Source organism: Emergencia sp. 1XD21-10, assembly GCF_009936045.1.
Lineage (GTDB): Bacteria > Bacillota > Clostridia > Peptostreptococcales > Anaerovoracaceae > Senimuribacter > Senimuribacter intestinalis.
On sequence record NZ_QWEQ01000015.1, the window covers coordinates 45,312 to 63,244 of the forward strand.

Sequence of the window (17,933 nt, forward strand, 5' to 3'; positions counted from 1 at the left end):
CTTTGCGATTACTCGCCAATAAACTCTTCCGGATTTCTTGCTGCAGGGGTTACATTCTTAAGTGCAGCATTTAAAATCAGATATACGATCATACCGACAACAATGGAGTTAAATGCAGGGCTGAATACGTTTACGAAGAAGCCTACTGCCATACCAGCTATCCATGCGCCAATTCCTGCAAAGTTGAAACCTGGAATAATACCCCAGTTTTCTTTCTTGCCTTTTCCAATAATCCAGTAGTCTGCCATCATGATGCCTGCAATTGGCGGAATCATGACAGAAAATGCGTTGAGCATCGGAACGAAGAAATCCAGTGCACCTAAAACTGCCAGAACAGTTGCGATTACACCGATAATTGCAGTAAGAAGCGGTCTCTTACCATCCTTTGCTCCACAGAATCTGGTGAATGCCAGACCGCTCTGGTAGAAGTTAGTGGTGTTAGTAGTCCATGTTGCCAGAAGCAGTGCGAGTACGCCGATAATCGGCATGTTCAGTTTTACGAACAGCTCTGTCAGGTCTGTTGTTCCTGCGCCAACGCTCATGATTGCACCCATAGCAACAATCAAAAGCATCGCCGGTAAAATTCCCAGTACTGAAGAAATGACCGTTGCCTTTCTGTCTTTTGCATAGCGGGTCAGGTCTGTACATACGATGGTTCCGCAAGCAAAGATACCAATCATAATTGCCAGTGCAGATACGAAGTCCATCTGCTGTGCCGGTTCATAAGCAAGCACTGCGCTAAAGCCGCCGTACATGCCTACAGACTTAATGGTACCGTATACACATACAACAACCAGGAATGGAACTGCTACATAGTTTAGCACAGTCATCCATGTAAAACCATATACTGCAGTCAGTACCATAATGCCGCCCCACAAAATCATGGACAGCCACATCGGGAATGGAATTCCAAATGCACCCAGCGCTGCAACAAAAGCACCGCCGCAAACGCCGATCTGTACAGCAGCCTGTAAGCCCTGTGTCAATGTAATCAGACCAGCAAGAATGTATCTGGAACCGGTGTTGCCGAAGGTTTTTCCAAGAATCACTGTCAGTGGATAGCCTGTATCGGATGCTTCAATTCCGTTTAAACTCATAATTGCCACCTGTACACCAAAAGCTAACAGGGTAATTAAAAGAGTCATCTGCAGGGATAAACCTCCCATCAAAATTGCTCCAACCATCAGTGCAGGTGCACTGATTACACCGCCAACCCAAATCATGGTCAAGCTTAAGGTTGACTGCTTTTCCTCGGGCTGCACCTGGGTAATGGCACGTTTTTCCATCGTACCTTGTTTATGATTCTCTGCCATAGTTATTTCCTTTCACGTTCTAATTTCTCTTTTATAATCTTCAGCTGCAGCTGCTGCATAGTCTCAAAGAACCGCATGCCGCGCTCACGGGTTGCACCAGTCGGATCGCCCATAATTCCATTGGCACTGACTGCCCGAAGACCTTCCGTGTTCATTTTGTCCGAAACCTCTTTGGTCAGTCCGCCCATAAAGCCTGCTTCTGCTTTATCCATCTGTACCAAATCGGATACAGCCAGCATCATGGACGTTTCAAATTCACAGGAATGTCCACCGCAGACACCTTTTGGCAGCCCCTCATTTTTCTCTGCCTCTGCAAGCATTTGCATAACATCCGCCATGCTGCAGCCGGTTACGATAGCAGCCTCAGGATGTTTCTCCCTGCAGCGCACTGCTGCCTCTTCCATCGCAGGCATATTTCCGCCGTGGGTGGATGCAAGAACAAACGTATCAAATCCATGTTTTAAATAAGAATCAATATAGTCCTCAATTATCATCATATAAGTTTCCGCCCTCAATGTAATGCTGCCAGGAAACGGCATATGGGGGTCAGAAACGCCGGGACGAATCACAGGTGCCGCCAGCGCTTTGCCCAGCCTCTTCGCAAAGTCGCCCGCCTCCGCATGGGCTCTGATTGCATCAGTAGCCTCCGGCAGGTGTGGCCCATGCTGTTCCACCGCACCGGAAAAAATTACCACTGTCTTATATCCTTCAGCCAATGCTTTTTCAATTTCAGGCCAGGTCATTTCCTCTAAATAATAAGTTCTCATAGCTGATTTCCTCCTTTCTTTTGCTATATACAATATTATAAATTTATCATATCATTGAAATCACTTTTAGCTCTTTTCTGTTTCAGATAAAAAAACGTGCTTCCCTTTGTTCCTTTTGACAAAAAACTCCTCCTATGATACACTTTAAACAATTATCTTGTCCAAGAAGGCAGATAGGAGTGCAATATGAGTATCACCTTGAAAGATTTATTAAGCCTGCCAGTGATGGAAGGTGCCATTGTAAGAGCCGGAACTTTATCGCTTTCCAACACCGTTTCCGGCATTGGAATCGTTGACCAGTTCGACATTCAATTTAATTATGACGAGTTGTTTCACACTTCCAAATATCTGCTTGGAGAGATTCTGCTGTCCAGCTATTTTCTTACGTTTCCCTTACAGGTCAAACTGGATTGCCTGCACTTTCTTAGCCGCGTCGGAGCAAGCGGAACTTTAGTGATGAATATCGGTATGTTCAAAGAGGACTTCGAGCCGGAAGTGATACAAACTGCAGAAGCGCTGGATTTTCCTTTGATTCAGATGCCGTCTCACAGGCACTCCTGCAGCGAACTGATTACGCCTATTATGGAACAGATTCTGGAGGATCGAAAGAATCAAAACTACTGGACTAACATTGTCCTGGAATACATGGCGTCCCTCTCTGCGCAGGAGCGCTCTCTAACCCTTCTTGTAGACATTATCAGCCAGTACACCCATTTTTCTATCGGTCTCTACGATAAGAACTTGAACCTGCTTCACGGTGCTGACTGGGCCGGTGAAGATTTCAAACCTCTTCATGACGCTAATTTTACCATTTCCCATGGAGAGAAACTTTCCACTCGCACATCTTATCAAAGTGCTTTTGTCTCAAAGACAGGAAACCGCTACTACTTCACCCGAAGCCCCATTTTCTTCAGCGACCCGGTATTAAGATATCTAACAGTGATTTCCAAGCAGGGCGCGGTAAACCAAATCCAGTTTGAGCAGGTGATGGAATCGATTCGTCTGTATCTGTGTATATGGGAGAAAAACCGCTCTGATAAGACTGCCCTGTGTCATGCTCTTATTCACAACGAACCTATTAAAATTCAGAGCCTTGCCAAGCGGCTGAGTGTCGATATAAAGAAGATTCACGCTGTACTCATTTTCAGCATGACAAACAGGGCAAAAAAAGAGCCCGATTTACTTCGGACGAAATTAGAAAAACACTATTATTCCCAAGGATTTACGCCAATTTCAGAGGTAAACGGAGATTGCATCGTTCTGTTTCTGGAATTTCCTGATTACGAGATCAATCGCTACGATTTCTTTATGGAATCAGAAAAAGCTTTTTCTTCCTATGAGGAAATTGAGCGCATGATGATTCATGCCGATTACTATAACCCCGGCATTTACAAAGATTTATTCGAAGAGTACGTCGCCTATAACGCCTACCTGCATCGCATTCTTCCTTCAAAAAAAGTTTTCAATCTGGGCGAACTGCATTTCTGCAGCGAGTGCGCTGCCATTGCGTCAGACAAAAAAGCTTCTGACCATGTCCTTACCATTCTGCATCCGATTCTGCATGCCGCTTCCGGTGCTGATACTTTGCTGGAAACTCTGGAAACCTTTATTATTGATGCCAACGGTAATATTGACAAGTCTGCCGAAATGCTGTATGTCCATAAAGGCACGGTGAAGTACCGGCTGAAACGAATTAACGAAATCCTTGGTTTTGATATGCGAAAAATGCCTGAATCTCTAACGATTTACAAGGCGCTGGCCCTTTACCGGATTTTAAAATAGAAAAAATTCAGCGCTGCTGAACTCTGTGCGCTTGCTTCACTCATATTTCATGCATATTTCAAAGAGAATTCTCAAAAATATGCACCGCTGCGTGCATATTTTCACCAAAAATTAAAAAAATACGCATAAAACGCCGTCATCAAGAGGGTTTTCCCTCTCTCTGACGGCGTTCTTCATTGTAAATCTGCATATTGCAATCAAAATTCTAAAAAATATGCACGATTCCTTATCATAGCCTGCATATTTTCGCTGATTTTTACGAATATATGCACAGCTGCTGCATTACAGTGCAAAGACTATTCTTTTCCGTTCCAGCAGTAGGTGCAGAGTTTATTTCTTTCAAGGCCCGTAGCATCCATCATATCATCAAGGCGACAGAACTGCAGCGTAGTGAATCCCATTTCCTTACGGATTTCCTCCACCATCTGCGCGTATTTTTCTGTCTCCGGATTTGCATATTCTTCCAGAATCTCATCAGTTACGTTACCGTTCTCAAGTCTTGTGATGACTCTTCTGGTAATCAAGTCCATTTCGGAGGAAGAACGCGAGAAGTTCAGATATTTGCATCCATACATAATCGGCGGGCACGCAGGTCTGATATGCAGCTCCTTTGCGCCGATTTCAAAGAGATATTCGGCAGTTTCTCGAAGCTGCGTTCCTCTTACAATGGAATCGTCAATGAGTACCAATCTCTTGTCTCTGATTAAATCTTCCACAGTCAAAAGTTTCATCTTCGCAATCAGGTTGCGCTTAGTCTGAATGGTCGGCATAAACGAACGCATCCAGGTCGGTGTATATTTAATGAAAGGTCTTCCGTATGGAATACCAGAAGCATTGGAATATCCCACTGCGCTTCCGATACCGGAATCAGGTACACCAGCTACATAGTCCGCTTCTACACTATCCCGCTGTGCCATCTTGGCACCGCAGGCATTTCTCATCCGCTCTACACTGATCCCCTCATAGGAGCTTGCCGGAAACCCGTAATACACCCAAAGGAAAGTACAAATCTTCATGTCTTCGTTTGGATTCAGCAGTGTCACACAGTTCTGATCTGTAATCACTGCAATTTCTCCTGGTCCCAGTTCTTTGTAATCTGTATATCCCAGATTCTTGTAGGCAAAACTCTCGAAACTAAAGCAGAAACCCTCCTCTTTCTTACCTACAGCAATAGGTGTTCTGCCGTATTTATCACGAGCTGCATAAATGCCCGCCTTATTCATCAGAAGCAGCGATATGGAGCCGTCGATGACTTCTTGCGCATAGTGCATGCCCTCGATTAAATTCTCTTTCTGATTAATCAGCGCTGCAACCAGTTCGGTCGCGTTGATTTCACCGCCGCTCATCTCCAGAAAATGAGCATGTCCCGTATCAAAGAGTCTCTGCACCAGACTATCGACATTATTAATCTTTCCCACTGTCGTCAGCGCATAAGTGCCATGATGGGAACGAATAATCAACGGCTGTGGCTCGTAGTCCGAAATACAACCAATTCCCATAATGCCGTCCATCGTCTGCATATCTTTATTAAACTTCGTTCTGAAAGGAGAGTTTTCGATATTGTGAATCGCTCTGTTAAAGCCGTCCTTTCCGTATACCGCCATACCACCTCGCCGAGTTCCCAGATGAGAATGGTAATCTATCCCAAAAAACAAATCAAACACGCAGTCCTGCCGCGCTGCAACACCAAAAAAGCCGCCCATAACGTAACCTCCTTTATCGTAAACGGTTTAACTGAAAAAAATATTGTACCACACTCTTTTTGCTTTTACAATATTTCTTTATAAAAAACATACGGCAAATATGAAAAGTATCATTAGCCATCAATACTGACAAAATGATAGCAACATGCAGGATTTTGTCAGCAAATCGTGAAGAAACCCATCTTAATACGACTGAAATCCTGACAGAGCTGACAAAATCAAAAATAATTGTCAGTTCTGGCAGAATTTTTGATAGAAACACAGACAAAACTGACAAAAATTTAAAAAGCTGTCAGCTTTGTCTGTTCCAGAAAATCATTAAACGTTTTTCATGCGTTTGCCGTGACAGAAAACAACATAAATGCGGGGTAACTAAAAGAAGACGGTTTCCCGTCTTCTAGCAATTCTTTAAATATTCGACTTCTTCTTTTGTCAGTTTTCTATAATGCCCTACAGCCAATCTGCCCAGCTTAATATCGCCGATAGCAATACGTGCAAGTTCCTGCACGTTATTGCCGACCGCCTTAAACATCTTGCGTACCTGGCGATTTTTTCCCTCGTGAATGGTGATATCCACGATGGTAGACCTCTGCACGCCTTTAACAATCTGCACTTTGGCGTTAGATGTCACGTAACCACCGATATCAACGCCCCTTCGCAGCTTTGCACATTTCTCGTCAGACAGAACGCCTGCAACCCGCGCCCTGTAAGTCTTCGGCATCTCATGTTTCGGATGGGTCAGCCTATACGCAAAATCTCCGTCGTTGGTCATGATCAGCATGCCGGAAGTATTATAATCCAGTCGTCCCACCGGAAAAATTCTGGCGTCGACATCCCGCACCAAATCCATCACGGTCTGTCTATCCTTATCGTCACTGACGGTTGTCACATACCCCAGCGGTTTGTTGAGTAAAATATAGACCTTCTTATCCTCCGGTTCTATACGGCGACCATTGACTTCCACTACATCACCTGCAACTACATCATAGCCAGCTTCCTTCAGCGTCAGTCCGTTGACCTTCACATTGCCGGCAGCAACCAGTTCATCTGCCTTTCTTCTGCTGGCAATTCCTGATTGCGCAATATATTTATTAATTCTCATCGATTTTATGTCTCCTTTTCCTAAGGAGGATTTTAACACAAAATCACCTGGAAGTCATCGCTTTTTTTAACAGTCGTATACGCAGGTGAGATCTGCCGCCTCGATGCGCGCTGCAATTTCTTCTCTGTTTACGGAGTAAAGTCCTTTCTCCTTCATATACTGGAAAAATTCATCTCCCGCAAAAGTAAACATGCCGCCGTCAGGTTTTTGGTACGTTAGCAGTGCACCAATAGCGATAGTATCCGGCAATTGCAAACACGATTCGCCTGCCGCATAACAACCGGCATTATGACCAGCCAGAGCCCCTGTAGAAATTGCTTCCGTATGACCGATGAAAAGGCCCGACTTCTCCCCGCCGCAAAAGAGGTTTTTAACACCTTTTACCTGCATATTTTCCTCTCGCTCTGTCACTGCCAGATAGCGAATAGAGTTGCCTTTTCCGCCTGCATAAGGGTCTGCATATCTTGCGTTTTCAAAACCTGCCACCGTCCGAAGCTGCTCCAGCGGAAAATATGGTGTCATCATCTTTGCATAGCCTGTATCGATGAGAACAATGTTTTCCGCAAATTGCGGCAGCGCATACTGTTTGCAAACCTTTTTAGAAAGCTTGCTTTCATTGATTAATTCCTTTGCAAGGGGCACGATTGCTACGCCTTTCTCAGAAAGTTCCTGTTGCAGTGGCTTTGCTAGAGTCGATTTCTCTATTTTCGTGGATCCGCTGAAAGCGCCCGGCGTGCCGTCTGCACGTTTACCATAGTAGTCAAATCCGCCTGCTTTCTCAGAAATGCTGACTCTCGGTCCAAAGGCGGGACACCTGAGCACGCACATACTGCATCCGTTTCCAAACTCCATGCAGTTTCCCATAGGTCCCGTCGTTCCCGTACAATCTACATAAACATCGGCATCAAAGTGCTCGCCATCCGCTGACACAAGTTCCGTAATTCTATTTTCACCATCCTGACATTTCTCGGTTTCGACATCTATAATCCGGGTCATGAAATGTATATCGACTCCCATCTCATGCAAAAGTTGCCGAACCTTCGGTTCCACTTTTAATACGTTATAAAATGTTGCGTGCTTATGTCCCGGAAAATCTACATTTCGATGGGTTGCACAGCCGTCAGTAATCTCAAAAAGCTCTCTTGCACCCATAGCGATATTCTCTTCTGCCGCGGTAAATCTTCCATTATTTCGCATAATACCGCCCACATTGCCCAGCCCCAGGAGCAGGTCTGTCCTTTCAAGAAGCTGCACCTTTGCGCCGGTTTTTCTTGCGGTGACTGCAGCGCTGACCCCTGCCCAGCCGCCGCCGACTATGATAATCTTTGCCATATGAACCTCCAACAATTCTTCTTGTTACTATTCATATGACAATTTATGCTTTTTAGAACGCCATAGGTATGACATAAACCGCGATACAGATATAATGCAAGACACTCCCTGCCAGCACAAACAAATGCCAAATGCTGTGCATATATCTTTTTTTCATGGCATAAAATACAAGTCCCCCTGTGTAACTGATCCCTCCAAGAAGCAGGAGCCAGAAGGCAGGCTGCGGCAGTACGCGGATAATATCTTTAAAGGCAAATACAATTGCCCAGCCCATGACCACATAAAGTACGGTGCCCAGCCTCTCGGTCTTAGCAAGATCGATGGCGTTGAGCAGAATGCCAAAACCTGCGCAAAGCCAGACTGCACCCACTACGACTAGTCCTTTGGGATTTCCACGAAGGGCGACGAGACAAAATGGCGTATAACTCCCCGCAATCAGAAGGAAAATAGAAGCATGATCAAAAATTCGCAGTATTTCCTTTGCTTTGGGATGGGGTACCCCATGATAAACCGCCGACATGGTGTAAAGCACAATCAGCGATATACCAAAAACCAGACTGACGCCCAGCGCCAACCCGCTGTGGTGAACTACAGATAAAACGATCAGCACTGTAGTGCCGCCTACTGCCAGTACTGAGCCTAAGCCGTGAGACACTGTATTAAAAATCTCTTCCCCCACTGTATATCTCTTTAAAGTTCCGTCTGTCATCATTTTTCCCCTTTCTAACTTCGTATATATTTTTTAACATTTTAAAATCTAGTTTTTATTACTATATTATAATATATTCATTTTCATTTTATGTCAAGTTTAAAACAAAATTTGTCTGCTACTTGTTTCCCAACATAGAAAATGCTATACTTTCTACTAGCATGGAAAGGAGCCTTAGATTTTATGTATCAGGTTTGGAGAAGTTCCGGACCGTTCCTATCGTTTAAATACGATTTGTGAGCTGCCGAAACTGTTGAAAGAACTAGTAGTACTGTCAGAATAAACCTTCTGTCGTACAACCAAAAAGGAACGACCCCACTAGTTGTTCCTTTTTAGACTATGCTCAAACTGATTTTTCTTTTCTTAGCTTTTGATAAGCCTCCGTTTTGATAACCTCATCAGGTGTTCCAGCCATCAACAGCTTTCCTGCCTCCATGAGGAGAACTTCGTCAAAAGCTTTCAAGTAGTTGCTATCTAAATCATGGGTTGCAACAATCACAATTTTATCTTTACGACTCTGCAGAATCCCTGACAGTATTTTTTTATTTGCCATATCCATGGCAGAAAATGGCTCATCATACAGTTCAACCGATGCGTTTTCTGCAAAAGCACGGAGCATGCAGATTACCTGTTTTTCTCCTGCGCTAAAATCCAAGCCTCCGAAGTCAAAGTTTTCTAATCTTTGTTCTTTGTCATAAGCTCCAAACATGGTAACATTTTCTGTGAAATCGCCTTTAAAAATATGACTTCCTACACCGGTTAAGGATACGTAATCCTCTACGCATATATCATCGGAGGACGTTCCGTCAAAATAAACCTTTCCAGAATCCTCTACTTTACTTTTACGGATTATTTCAAGAATCGTACTTTTTCCACAACCGTTGTGTCCAATTAACGCATATTGACGTCCTCTTACGAAGCGATAGCTAAAGTTTTTAATTTCAAACCCCTCAAAGGTCTTGCAAAGGTTCTCAAGCTCAAGGGTTTCAATGGCGGTTTCCTCTAGTTCCGATTTCAATTCTTTCCTTGCCACACCTTTTCCCAGCTGGTTGATATATTCCATCAGATTTTCCGTAACCTGCTTTGTCGATTTAATATTGCTGACTTCTTCCAAAATATATCTCAGCGGTTCAATAAAGCTTTCTGCATAACCAAGGGCTGCAACTCCAGTCCCCAGCGTAATTTTTGAAAAAACAAAAAGAATCCCGACCGCAGCAAAGGATAGAATATTAACCGCATATAAAAATCCCCCATTTAAGATATGAGTAAATGTGCTGAATTTCCCGTAGTGAAGCATACTATCTTCTGTTTTCCGCAGCACTTTTGACTGCTCACTTCCCATGGCGTTCTGCGTTTTTTTGTTGACCTCACGAAAACCGGCAAATAAATCACGCAGCTTTTCTATATAGTTTCCTTGCAGGCACACCCATATTTTCCTGCGTTCTGCCAAGGTTTTCCCTGTAATTGCCGGTGCCAAAAGAGCAAGCAGTGTTCCCACCACAATTACCAGCCCAATATAAAGATTCAGAGAAAAAATAAATACGCCATACACAAAAATCTGCATTGCAGTCTGTACCACCGCAACACAGCTGGAAATATATTGACTCGCCACCCCTATATCATTTGTAAAAAGCGATAAATACTCTCCTTGCGACTTCCTCGCAAATTCCCTGTACGGCTGGTTAAGCAGTGCATGAAACAAATCATCTTTGATTAAAAGATTGAACTTCCAATCAAGCTTCCAGGCATTTCTTTGACTGATATATTCAAAAACACTATTGATGATATAGACCAGAATATATAGTCCGATAAGCAGGAGAATTCCATAGTCGCCCCAAATTTTAAATTTTTGATCGAATAGAAGTTTATTCAAATATGGAATCGCTGCTAAGGCTGCAATTGAAATAACAGCACAAGATATTTTTGCGAAAATGATTCCTCTCAGTTTATATAAATATTTTTTCATGCTGCACCTTGTCTTTCATTTAGTTCAGATATATATTAACTTATTCTGTTTTCTTTTGTCAATAACTGAAAAAACGCTCCGAAGCATTCATCATTTCTTCGGAGCGTTCTATTTATTAATTTTATTCCATCATTGCAATCTGCATCATGATCGCACATTCCATCCGCTTTTTAAAAAGCTTGCATCCGTAGTCGTAGACGCCTTTGATGGAACCCGTTGCGTGATATGCGTTAGCTGCGCAACCGCCGCTACAATAAAGACGCGCCCAGCAGTCTCTGCATTCCTCACGGGCATAGACATTGCACATCTTAAAATCCTGACGAGTTTCTTCGTTTGTAATGCCGTTCCAAATGTCACCCATCTTGTACTTTTCATCGCCGACAAACTGGTGGCACGGGTATAGGTCGCCCCACGGCGTCACAGCAAAATACTCCGTTCCCGAGCCGCAGCCGGAAATTCGCTTATAAATACAAGGTCCATGAGTCAAATCTATCATATAATGGTAGAAAGTGAACCCGCTTCCCGCTTTCTTTCTGCGAATCATCTCCGTCGCCAGAATTTCGTACTGTTCAAAGAACTTCGGCAAATCCTCTTCCGTCAGCGCAAAAGGATCCTCCGGCGGACATACCACCGGTTCCATGGAAAGTTCCGTAAAGCCCAGGTCTGCCATATGGAAAATATCTTCTGTAAAATCTACATTATTATGAGTAAAGGTGCCTCTCATATAGTAGCCTTTGCCACCTCTTGCCGCAACCAGCTTCTGGAACTTCGGCACGATCAAATCGTAACTGCCTTCATCAGATGCTGTTCTTCTCAGTCGATCGTGAACTTCTTTGCGTCCGTCCAGACTGAGCACTACATTGTGCATTTCCTTGTTTGCAAATGCAATGACATCATCGTCAATACCTACACCGTTGGTGGTCAGCGTAAAGCGGAAATTTTTTCCATGCCGCTTCTCCACGCTGCGGCCATACGCAACCAGGTCCTTCACCACCTGCCAGTTCATCAAAGGCTCGCCGCCAAAGAAGTCCACTTCCAAATTGCGTCTGTCACCGGAATTTTCGATGAGAAAATCCAGCGCCTGCTTTCCTGTTTCAAAGGACATCAGTCCCCGCTCACCATTAAAATTCCCCTGGCTTGCAAAGCAATAGCTACAGTTTAAGTTGCAGGTATGCGCAACGTGAAGGCAAAGCGCCTTTACTTCCGTATGGCGATTCTTCAAATCGTAAGCATTTGGTTCGTAGATGTCTTCTGTAAAAAGTTTTCTCTGCTCCTGTAGCGTTTCAATATCGTCTATGACTTCCAGCACTTCCTGCCGGGTTACATCAGCTTTGCCTGCGTACTTGTCCAAAATCTTTGCGACCAGCGTCTCTTTTTCCTCAGAAAAGAAATCATGGATGATGTCATACGCAACATCATCCACTACATGTACCGAACCGCTATAAACATCTAAAACGATATTGTATCCGTTTAGTTTATACTGGTGTATCATCTTAGTTCTTCTTCTCGCACTCCTGATTTGCTACACCGCAGGAAGTTTTGCAAGCTGACTGGCAAGAAGTCTGGCATTCGCCGCAGCCACCGTTCTTCATGCTCTGTTCTAAGTTTCTTGTTTCGATTGTCTTGATTCTTTTCATTTTATATCTACCTTTCTATTTGTAATCTTTCACTATTTTCTTATTTTACCTTATGGTGCGGCACACTGTCAAGTCCCGTATCACCGCACACACGGCAAAGTCTGCCCATTTATTTTAAATAAGAGAAAGTAATGGGTTTTACACTCCGGTCCAGCTTATCAAAAGCATAACCTTCATCCTGCAGCTGCTCGATAATTTCAGGCAGTGCCTCCACGGTGGATCCCATGCTGGCACTATCGTGCATCAGTACGATACTTCTGTCAGCATTATGCACGCCGTTTAAGATTCGTTCTGCAATCACATCGCTGGACGGATTTCCTGATGCCGCATCCTCTGCAGAGGCATTCCAGTCAAAATACACAAACCCACGCCTGTACATCTCTGCGATAATCTGCTGACAAAGTGTATAATTATAAGTATTGACAGAACCGCCTGGAAAACGGAAAATTTCTGCCCGATAAGAAAATTCCTCATAAAGCTCTGTCCAGAGTTTTTCAAAATCCGCAAGATAAGTGTCCATCGACTGATAAACGTATTCGTAGGAGTGAGTATACGTGTGAATACCGATAGTATGTCCTTCATCAATAATCCGCTGTACAATGTCTCTATTTTCGCTGATCTTACCTACTACAAAAAAGGTCGCTTTAATATTGTGTTCCTTCAGAATGTCCAGCACCTCTGGCGTGCACGTCTGAGAAGGTCCGTCATCAAAGGTCAGGTATACCGTTTTTGACTTCGCCTTTGCCTGCCGGAATTCATCCCGAATATAAAGTGATGCATACTTTTCCTGATAAGGAAGTGCCTCCTCTTCAACAATCAGCGCAGAATCTGCATTTTGGGTTTCGTTTCCGCCAGAATCTGTGCCACTGCCAGCTTCTGCAGACAATGCCGTCACTCTCACAGAGAGAACGATGACCGCCACCGTCAAGATGAGAAGGATGCCCAGCACTGTAAATGTAATAAGTCGCTTAAAAAATCTTACTGAAAATCTGCCTTCCATATTTATTTACCGAACCACTTGCATACTTCCCAGGAGCTGTGCCCCTGCATCAACAGAGATAGATTTTGTGCGAATTCCGCCTGTAATGCTGGCGCTGCTGTGGATCTGCACTTCCGAAGTCGCCTCTATATTTCCCTTAATGGTGCCGTCTGCGGAAAGCACACTGCAGAAAATTCTCCCTTCCACTTTGGAGTCTGCATCCATCAGGATATTTTCTTTTACGGTGAGATTGGATTTCAGCTGGCAGCCAGTCAGCTTCAGATTACTGCAGGCGATATCACCCGAAATCTTGCCTGTTGCAGTGATGTTTCCTGCTGCTGTTACATTGCCTTCTACCTCTCCGTATATCATTAGGTGCCCACGAGTCACAATATCGCCCGTCACCTTGGTATTCGCTGCAATCACACCGGTCTCATCTATAGGCAGCACGCCCTCATGGTTTTTTTCCTCTTCAGCAGTCTCTTCCTGTACTGGTTCTTCGTATTCTGTCTGCTGTTTCTTTTCTTCTTCCATGTTTACTCTCCAATACTAAAAAGTTGCTCTTCATCAAAAGTAAAGCTGCGGGTATTCCTCGTTGTCACATTGCCATTGATGACGCAGCCTCGCTCGGAATTCAGTTCCCCAGTATCAATGTTTCCCACGACCACAGCACTTTCCGTAATATCAACGACGTTTTTGATTTCCAGATTGCCTTTTACTTTTCCTTTTGTCTGCAAATTCGCCGACTTGATATCGCCCACAATTACTGCCGCATGTTCAATGCACGCATCTGCACTGACCTTCACAGCACCTTTAATACTACCGCTTACCGCCAGACTTTCTGTGGCAACATCTCCGATTATCTTTCCATTGACGATGACGGACGATGTCGTATTCAAATCGCCAAAAATACATCCATTTGCCTTTACTTGGTCCGCCCCTTCTATATTGCCGGTAATCACCATGCTGCTGCTGATGACAGTTCCTGCCTCCTGATTAAATTCAGGCACAAGAATTTCCATCTGCGGTCTGATACGCGGTTCCATCTGCGGCATCCGAAATGGCTCGCTGGTCTTATCTCTATCTTGCGCAAAATCCTCACGCTTTTCGGCGGTCTTAACTTTTTCTTTTGACGTTTCATCGTCAAATCCGGTCAGTTCTTTCATCGCCTGTGTAAAATTCGAAATTGATGACATGAAAATTTCCTCAACTTTTCTGACTTCTGCTATGTCTATTCTCTCTGCCATTTTATCATCTTTTTCGCCCAAGTTCAATTAGATTCTACATATATCGACAGCTTTTCACTTATAATCGTTTTTTCTACTCTTTTATTTTGCACCTGCGCACGGTGCGTCCCATCTCATCTGTGCAAGTGCAGGCTCCACAAATCCCCTCACCACAGCACATATTTCCTTCTACCGGTCGTACAATGCTGCTTCCTGCTGCTCTCTCAACCTGACTGGCATAATATGGAGAAGTCAATGCAAACACATTGAGAGAATCACTTTCCTCCATATGATCCAAATCATCTAAAGAGCAAAGACCTTCCTTGGCAAAGTCCCGCACTTCAACTGCTTCTGCCGGCAAATCCCCAAAATAGTCGTGAAAGAAATCAAAGCCTACCTTTTCCAAATCAACATAGACATGCAGTTGCCCAAGCCATCTGCTATACCGCTTCCCGCCATCCAGAAAGTTGCGCAGCGGCGCAATCGCAATGCCTTTTGCATAGACAAAAGCTTCCTGTGCATTTTCCCTAAGCGCGCCAAAACCCGAAAGGGCATTATAATATACGCCTCGAATCCACAGATTTTTTTCCGCCTGAAAGATGCTGCTGCTCTTCGGACCGCACCGGCAAATACCAAGATGCAAAAGTCCCGCTTCCGGTTCCGCTTTTAGAACAGAGATTGGCGCATCATACCATTTTGCCTCATCCTCGGCCCGCACAAACACGTACGCTCCTGCTGTCTGTGCCTTTTGGCAGAATCCGCGGTCAGCCTCGACAATAAAGACTTTTAAATCATCGCTGTAGGTCTTAATCTGCTTAATTTTAAGCAGCTTATCCTTGCGGCTTAAAATCACGCTGCGGCCATTTTGTTCATACAGAGAATAAATACAGGTGCCCTGCCAGCTGCACTCCTGACACGTTCCACCGCGCAGCTTTGCGCAAATCAGACACTGTCCGCATTCTGCCAGCGCACAAGGGCATCCCTGACGTCCTGCATCAATACATCTACTTTTCTTCATCCTCAATCCCCCTCACTTCATACCCATAATCCATCAGCGCATAAGCGTCATTAAACCAGTTTCCATCAGATAATACCACGCAAATCAGTTCCGTATCCTGTCGCTTAGATGATGCTACCAGTGTTCTTCCGCTCATCTTGGTAAATCCGATTTTAATCCCTGTGGCGCCCTCATACTGAAACACCGTCTTGTTTTTGTTATGGTATTCTTCCCAGGACTTTGCACCCACTATTTCCCGGAAAATCTTGTTTTGCATGGCCTCTTTTGCGATGGTCGCAAGATCTCGTGCCGTCGTATAATGGTTATCATCATAAAGCCCGCTGGGATTAACAAAATTGGTCCCGGTGCAGCCTAGTTTCTCCGCCTTTTCATTCATCAGCTGTACAAAGTGTTCTGTGTTTCCGCCCATAATAGCAGCCAGTGCTGTGGCGCCGTCGTTTCCAGACCTGAGCATTACACCGTAAAGCAGATTTTCCAACGTTCTTTCTTCTCCTTTTTTCAAATACAGGGAAGATCCTTCCACGCCTACTGCTTCCTCCGGAATTTTCACTGTCGTATCTATGCCTGCGCCGATTTGTTCACAGACGTCCAAAGTCACAAGAGCAGTCATAATCTTCGTCGTGCTGGCAGGATACCCTTTTTCATCTGCATTTTTCTCAAAAAGCACCTCGCCGCTTTTTCCGTCAATTAAAATCGCCTGCTTGGCGCTTATCGTCGGCGGCTGTACCATATCTGCAGCCGCCGCTTCACCCTCCGGCTCTGCAATATAGCCAAAGATCATAGCGCCCAGCGCAAATCCTAATATCGTTCCTATGATAATCAATATTTTCTTCATAATAAAAAATCTCCCATACCTAATCTATTTTAGGATGGGAGAAATATGACTGGTTTATTTTTTCATTGTCAGCAGCCCTTTCAGCGCCTCGATGTAGATAAGCGTCATCTTATCCAGACTTTCTAAATCCAGAAATTCATCTGCTTCGTGGGCCAACTCCTCCTCATAAGGAAATAACGGTCCAAAAGCCACTGCATTCGGAATCGTTCTCGCATATGTTGCACCCCCAATAGCAATTGGAAGGGACTCATAGTCCCTGCTAATCTTCTGATAAGCATTCATGAGGACTCCAATAAAGTCCGATCCAGCATCCACATACAGCCCGTTCATATGACTTGTAATATCCATTTTCATCCCTGCGCGTCTGCAGGTCTCTTCGGCTGCTGAAAACACCTTGACTTTATCCACAGTGGCAGGATATCTGACACTGACGCCAAAAGTAAGTTTTCCGCATTCTAACGCTATGGTTCCCACATTAAAAGTCAGTTTGCCGGAAGCTTCATCCGCAAAATTCAAGCCAAATTTTTCTCCATAATAGGTCATGCCGATATACTGATTATAGGTTTTATATACCGGCGCTATATCAAATTCTGCGCTGACCTCTTCCAGGGTTTTCATCATCAGACTGATGGCGTTCAAACCTTTTTCCGGAGACATGGCGTGAGTGCTCTTTCCCGAAACGGTCACGAAAATGCTGCAATGTTCCTGCTGCGCGCAGATATGTTCAAAGGCATTCAGTACCGCAGTAAGGTTTGCAGCGGTTTCTGTATCCGGACACCGCAAGGTGCAATGTGCTTTTCCCGGTACTACGTTTTTGGCTGCTCCGCCGTAAAGAGACTCCACTGCAATTTGACAGCCAATGTCCCCGTCCGTTTCATAGGAAAAGTCCACATCCAGAAGACCCTTTTCGCAGTGAATCAGAGGAAAGTTTCCATCCGGCACGATGGAGCAGTCCGGCATCCGGTCTGCCTTTTTCGCATAGTGCTCAATACATCTCCAGTTTTCCTCCTCATCACAACCGATAATCATCCGAATCGCCGTTTCCGCTGGAATCAGATTCTCCTCCATCAGATATTTGACTGCATAAAGACAAGATATAATTGGACCCTTATCATCCAAAGTACCCCTGCCGTACAGCTTGCCATCTATCTCCTTTATTTCAAAAGGCGCCGTATGCCAGCCTTCTCCTGCCGCCACCACATCTGCATGACCCAAAATTCCAATCAGCCGATCGCCTCCGCCTGCCGTCATTTCTCCGGCGTAGCCGTCAAAGTTTTTCACCTCCATTCCCATGGATCTTCCTTTGTTCAAAATCCATGTAAGAGCCTGCGCAGCTTTCTGCCCAAAAGGTCTTCCCTCCCCTTTCGTTTCTTCATCTAAAATGCTTGGAATCGCTGAAAATTCTTTGATATCCATTATCATCTGTTCTCTGTTTTTCTTTACGAAATCTTCCGCTTTCATCGCAATCCTCCCTATGATAGTTTTGTAAAGATTTTATAAGAGTATGGCTCTTTTTTCATTGTACTGACTACAAAAAAAGAAGGTTCGATTTAAAATTATTCTA

General features: G+C 44.4%; 16 protein-coding genes. 1 reads left to right on the top strand and 15 read right to left on the bottom strand.

What is annotated here, in order from left to right:
- Positions 1 to 8: 8 nt before the first annotated feature.
- Together D1151_RS10450 and D1151_RS10455 are read right to left on the bottom strand one after the other, a co-directional pair.
- Positions 9 to 1,313, bottom strand: coding sequence for a cytosine permease (locus D1151_RS10450; protein ID WP_161908870.1), 1,305 nt, complete (start codon positions 1,311 to 1,313; stop codon positions 9 to 11).
- 2 nt (positions 1,314 to 1,315) lie between these two features.
- Positions 1,316 to 2,080, bottom strand: a complete 765-nt coding sequence (locus tag D1151_RS10455) for a creatininase family protein (protein WP_161908871.1) — start codon at positions 2,078 to 2,080, stop codon at positions 1,316 to 1,318.
- A 186-nt stretch (positions 2,081 to 2,266) separates the two neighbouring features.
- Between D1151_RS10455 and D1151_RS10460 the strand changes: the two genes are divergently transcribed.
- Positions 2,267 to 3,862 carry a PucR family transcriptional regulator gene (locus D1151_RS10460; protein WP_161908872.1) on the top strand — a complete coding sequence of 532 codons (1,596 nt, stop codon included), beginning with the start codon at positions 2,267 to 2,269 and terminating at the stop codon, positions 3,860 to 3,862.
- A 296-nt stretch (positions 3,863 to 4,158) separates the two neighbouring features.
- On the opposite strand, the gene D1151_RS10465 is transcribed toward D1151_RS10460, so the two are convergent.
- The 13 genes from D1151_RS10465 to D1151_RS10525 all read right to left on the bottom strand — a co-directional run bounded on the left by D1151_RS10465 (position 4,159) and on the right by D1151_RS10525 (position 17,830).
- Positions 4,159 to 5,565: an amidophosphoribosyltransferase gene (locus D1151_RS10465; protein WP_161908873.1), complete on the bottom strand. Its 1,407-nt coding sequence runs from the start codon at positions 5,563 to 5,565 to the stop codon at positions 4,159 to 4,161.
- Positions 5,566 to 5,962: 397 nt separating this feature from the next.
- Positions 5,963 to 6,667, bottom strand: coding sequence for a pseudouridine synthase (locus D1151_RS10470; RefSeq protein WP_201759516.1), 705 nt, complete (start codon positions 6,665 to 6,667; stop codon positions 5,963 to 5,965).
- Positions 6,668 to 6,733: 66 nt separating this feature from the next.
- Positions 6,734 to 7,999, bottom strand: coding sequence for an FAD-dependent oxidoreductase (locus D1151_RS10475; RefSeq protein WP_160200863.1), 1,266 nt, complete (start codon positions 7,997 to 7,999; stop codon positions 6,734 to 6,736).
- Positions 8,000 to 8,051: 52 nt separating this feature from the next.
- Positions 8,052 to 8,708, bottom strand: a complete 657-nt coding sequence (locus D1151_RS10480; RefSeq protein WP_243151203.1) for a hemolysin III family protein — start codon at positions 8,706 to 8,708, stop codon at positions 8,052 to 8,054.
- A gap of 343 nt (positions 8,709 to 9,051) precedes the next feature.
- Positions 9,052 to 10,674 carry an ABC transporter ATP-binding protein gene (locus tag D1151_RS10485; RefSeq protein WP_161908875.1) on the bottom strand — a complete coding sequence of 541 codons (1,623 nt, stop codon included), beginning with the start codon at positions 10,672 to 10,674 and terminating at the stop codon, positions 9,052 to 9,054.
- Positions 10,675 to 10,795: 121 nt separating this feature from the next.
- Positions 10,796 to 12,166, bottom strand: coding sequence for a thioether cross-link-forming SCIFF peptide maturase (gene scfB / locus D1151_RS10490; RefSeq protein ID WP_161908876.1), 1,371 nt, complete (start codon positions 12,164 to 12,166; stop codon positions 10,796 to 10,798).
- A gap of 1 nt (position 12,167) precedes the next feature.
- The gene (gene scfA / locus D1151_RS10495) at positions 12,168 to 12,311 is read right to left on the bottom strand and encodes a six-cysteine ranthipeptide SCIFF (RefSeq protein WP_160200859.1); all 144 of its coding nucleotides are present in this window, start codon (positions 12,309 to 12,311) and stop codon (positions 12,168 to 12,170) included.
- A 109-nt stretch (positions 12,312 to 12,420) separates the two neighbouring features.
- On the bottom strand, positions 12,421 to 13,311 hold the full coding sequence (locus tag D1151_RS10500; RefSeq protein WP_160200858.1) for a polysaccharide deacetylase family protein: 891 nt from the start codon (positions 13,309 to 13,311) through the stop codon (positions 12,421 to 12,423).
- Between the two features lie 6 nt (positions 13,312 to 13,317).
- Positions 13,318 to 13,824, bottom strand: a complete 507-nt coding sequence (locus D1151_RS10505; protein WP_161908877.1) for a polymer-forming cytoskeletal protein — start codon at positions 13,822 to 13,824, stop codon at positions 13,318 to 13,320.
- A gap of 2 nt (positions 13,825 to 13,826) precedes the next feature.
- Positions 13,827 to 14,537 (bottom strand): polymer-forming cytoskeletal protein, encoded by a 711-nt coding sequence (locus D1151_RS10510; RefSeq protein WP_161908878.1) that lies wholly within the window; start codon positions 14,535 to 14,537, stop codon positions 13,827 to 13,829.
- 73 nt (positions 14,538 to 14,610) lie between these two features.
- The gene (locus D1151_RS10515) at positions 14,611 to 15,534 is read right to left on the bottom strand and encodes a hypothetical protein (protein WP_161908879.1); all 924 of its coding nucleotides are present in this window, start codon (positions 15,532 to 15,534) and stop codon (positions 14,611 to 14,613) included.
- A complete protein-coding gene (locus D1151_RS10520) occupies positions 15,521 to 16,369 on the bottom strand; it encodes a D-alanyl-D-alanine carboxypeptidase family protein (RefSeq protein WP_160200854.1) in 849 nt (282 codons plus the stop codon). The genes D1151_RS10515 and D1151_RS10520 overlap by 14 nt, the downstream gene beginning before the upstream one ends.
- Before the next feature lie 54 nt (positions 16,370 to 16,423).
- Positions 16,424 to 17,830 carry a Sapep family Mn(2+)-dependent dipeptidase gene (locus tag D1151_RS10525; protein ID WP_161908880.1) on the bottom strand — a complete coding sequence of 469 codons (1,407 nt, stop codon included), beginning with the start codon at positions 17,828 to 17,830 and terminating at the stop codon, positions 16,424 to 16,426.
- Positions 17,831 to 17,933 lie beyond the last annotated feature (103 nt).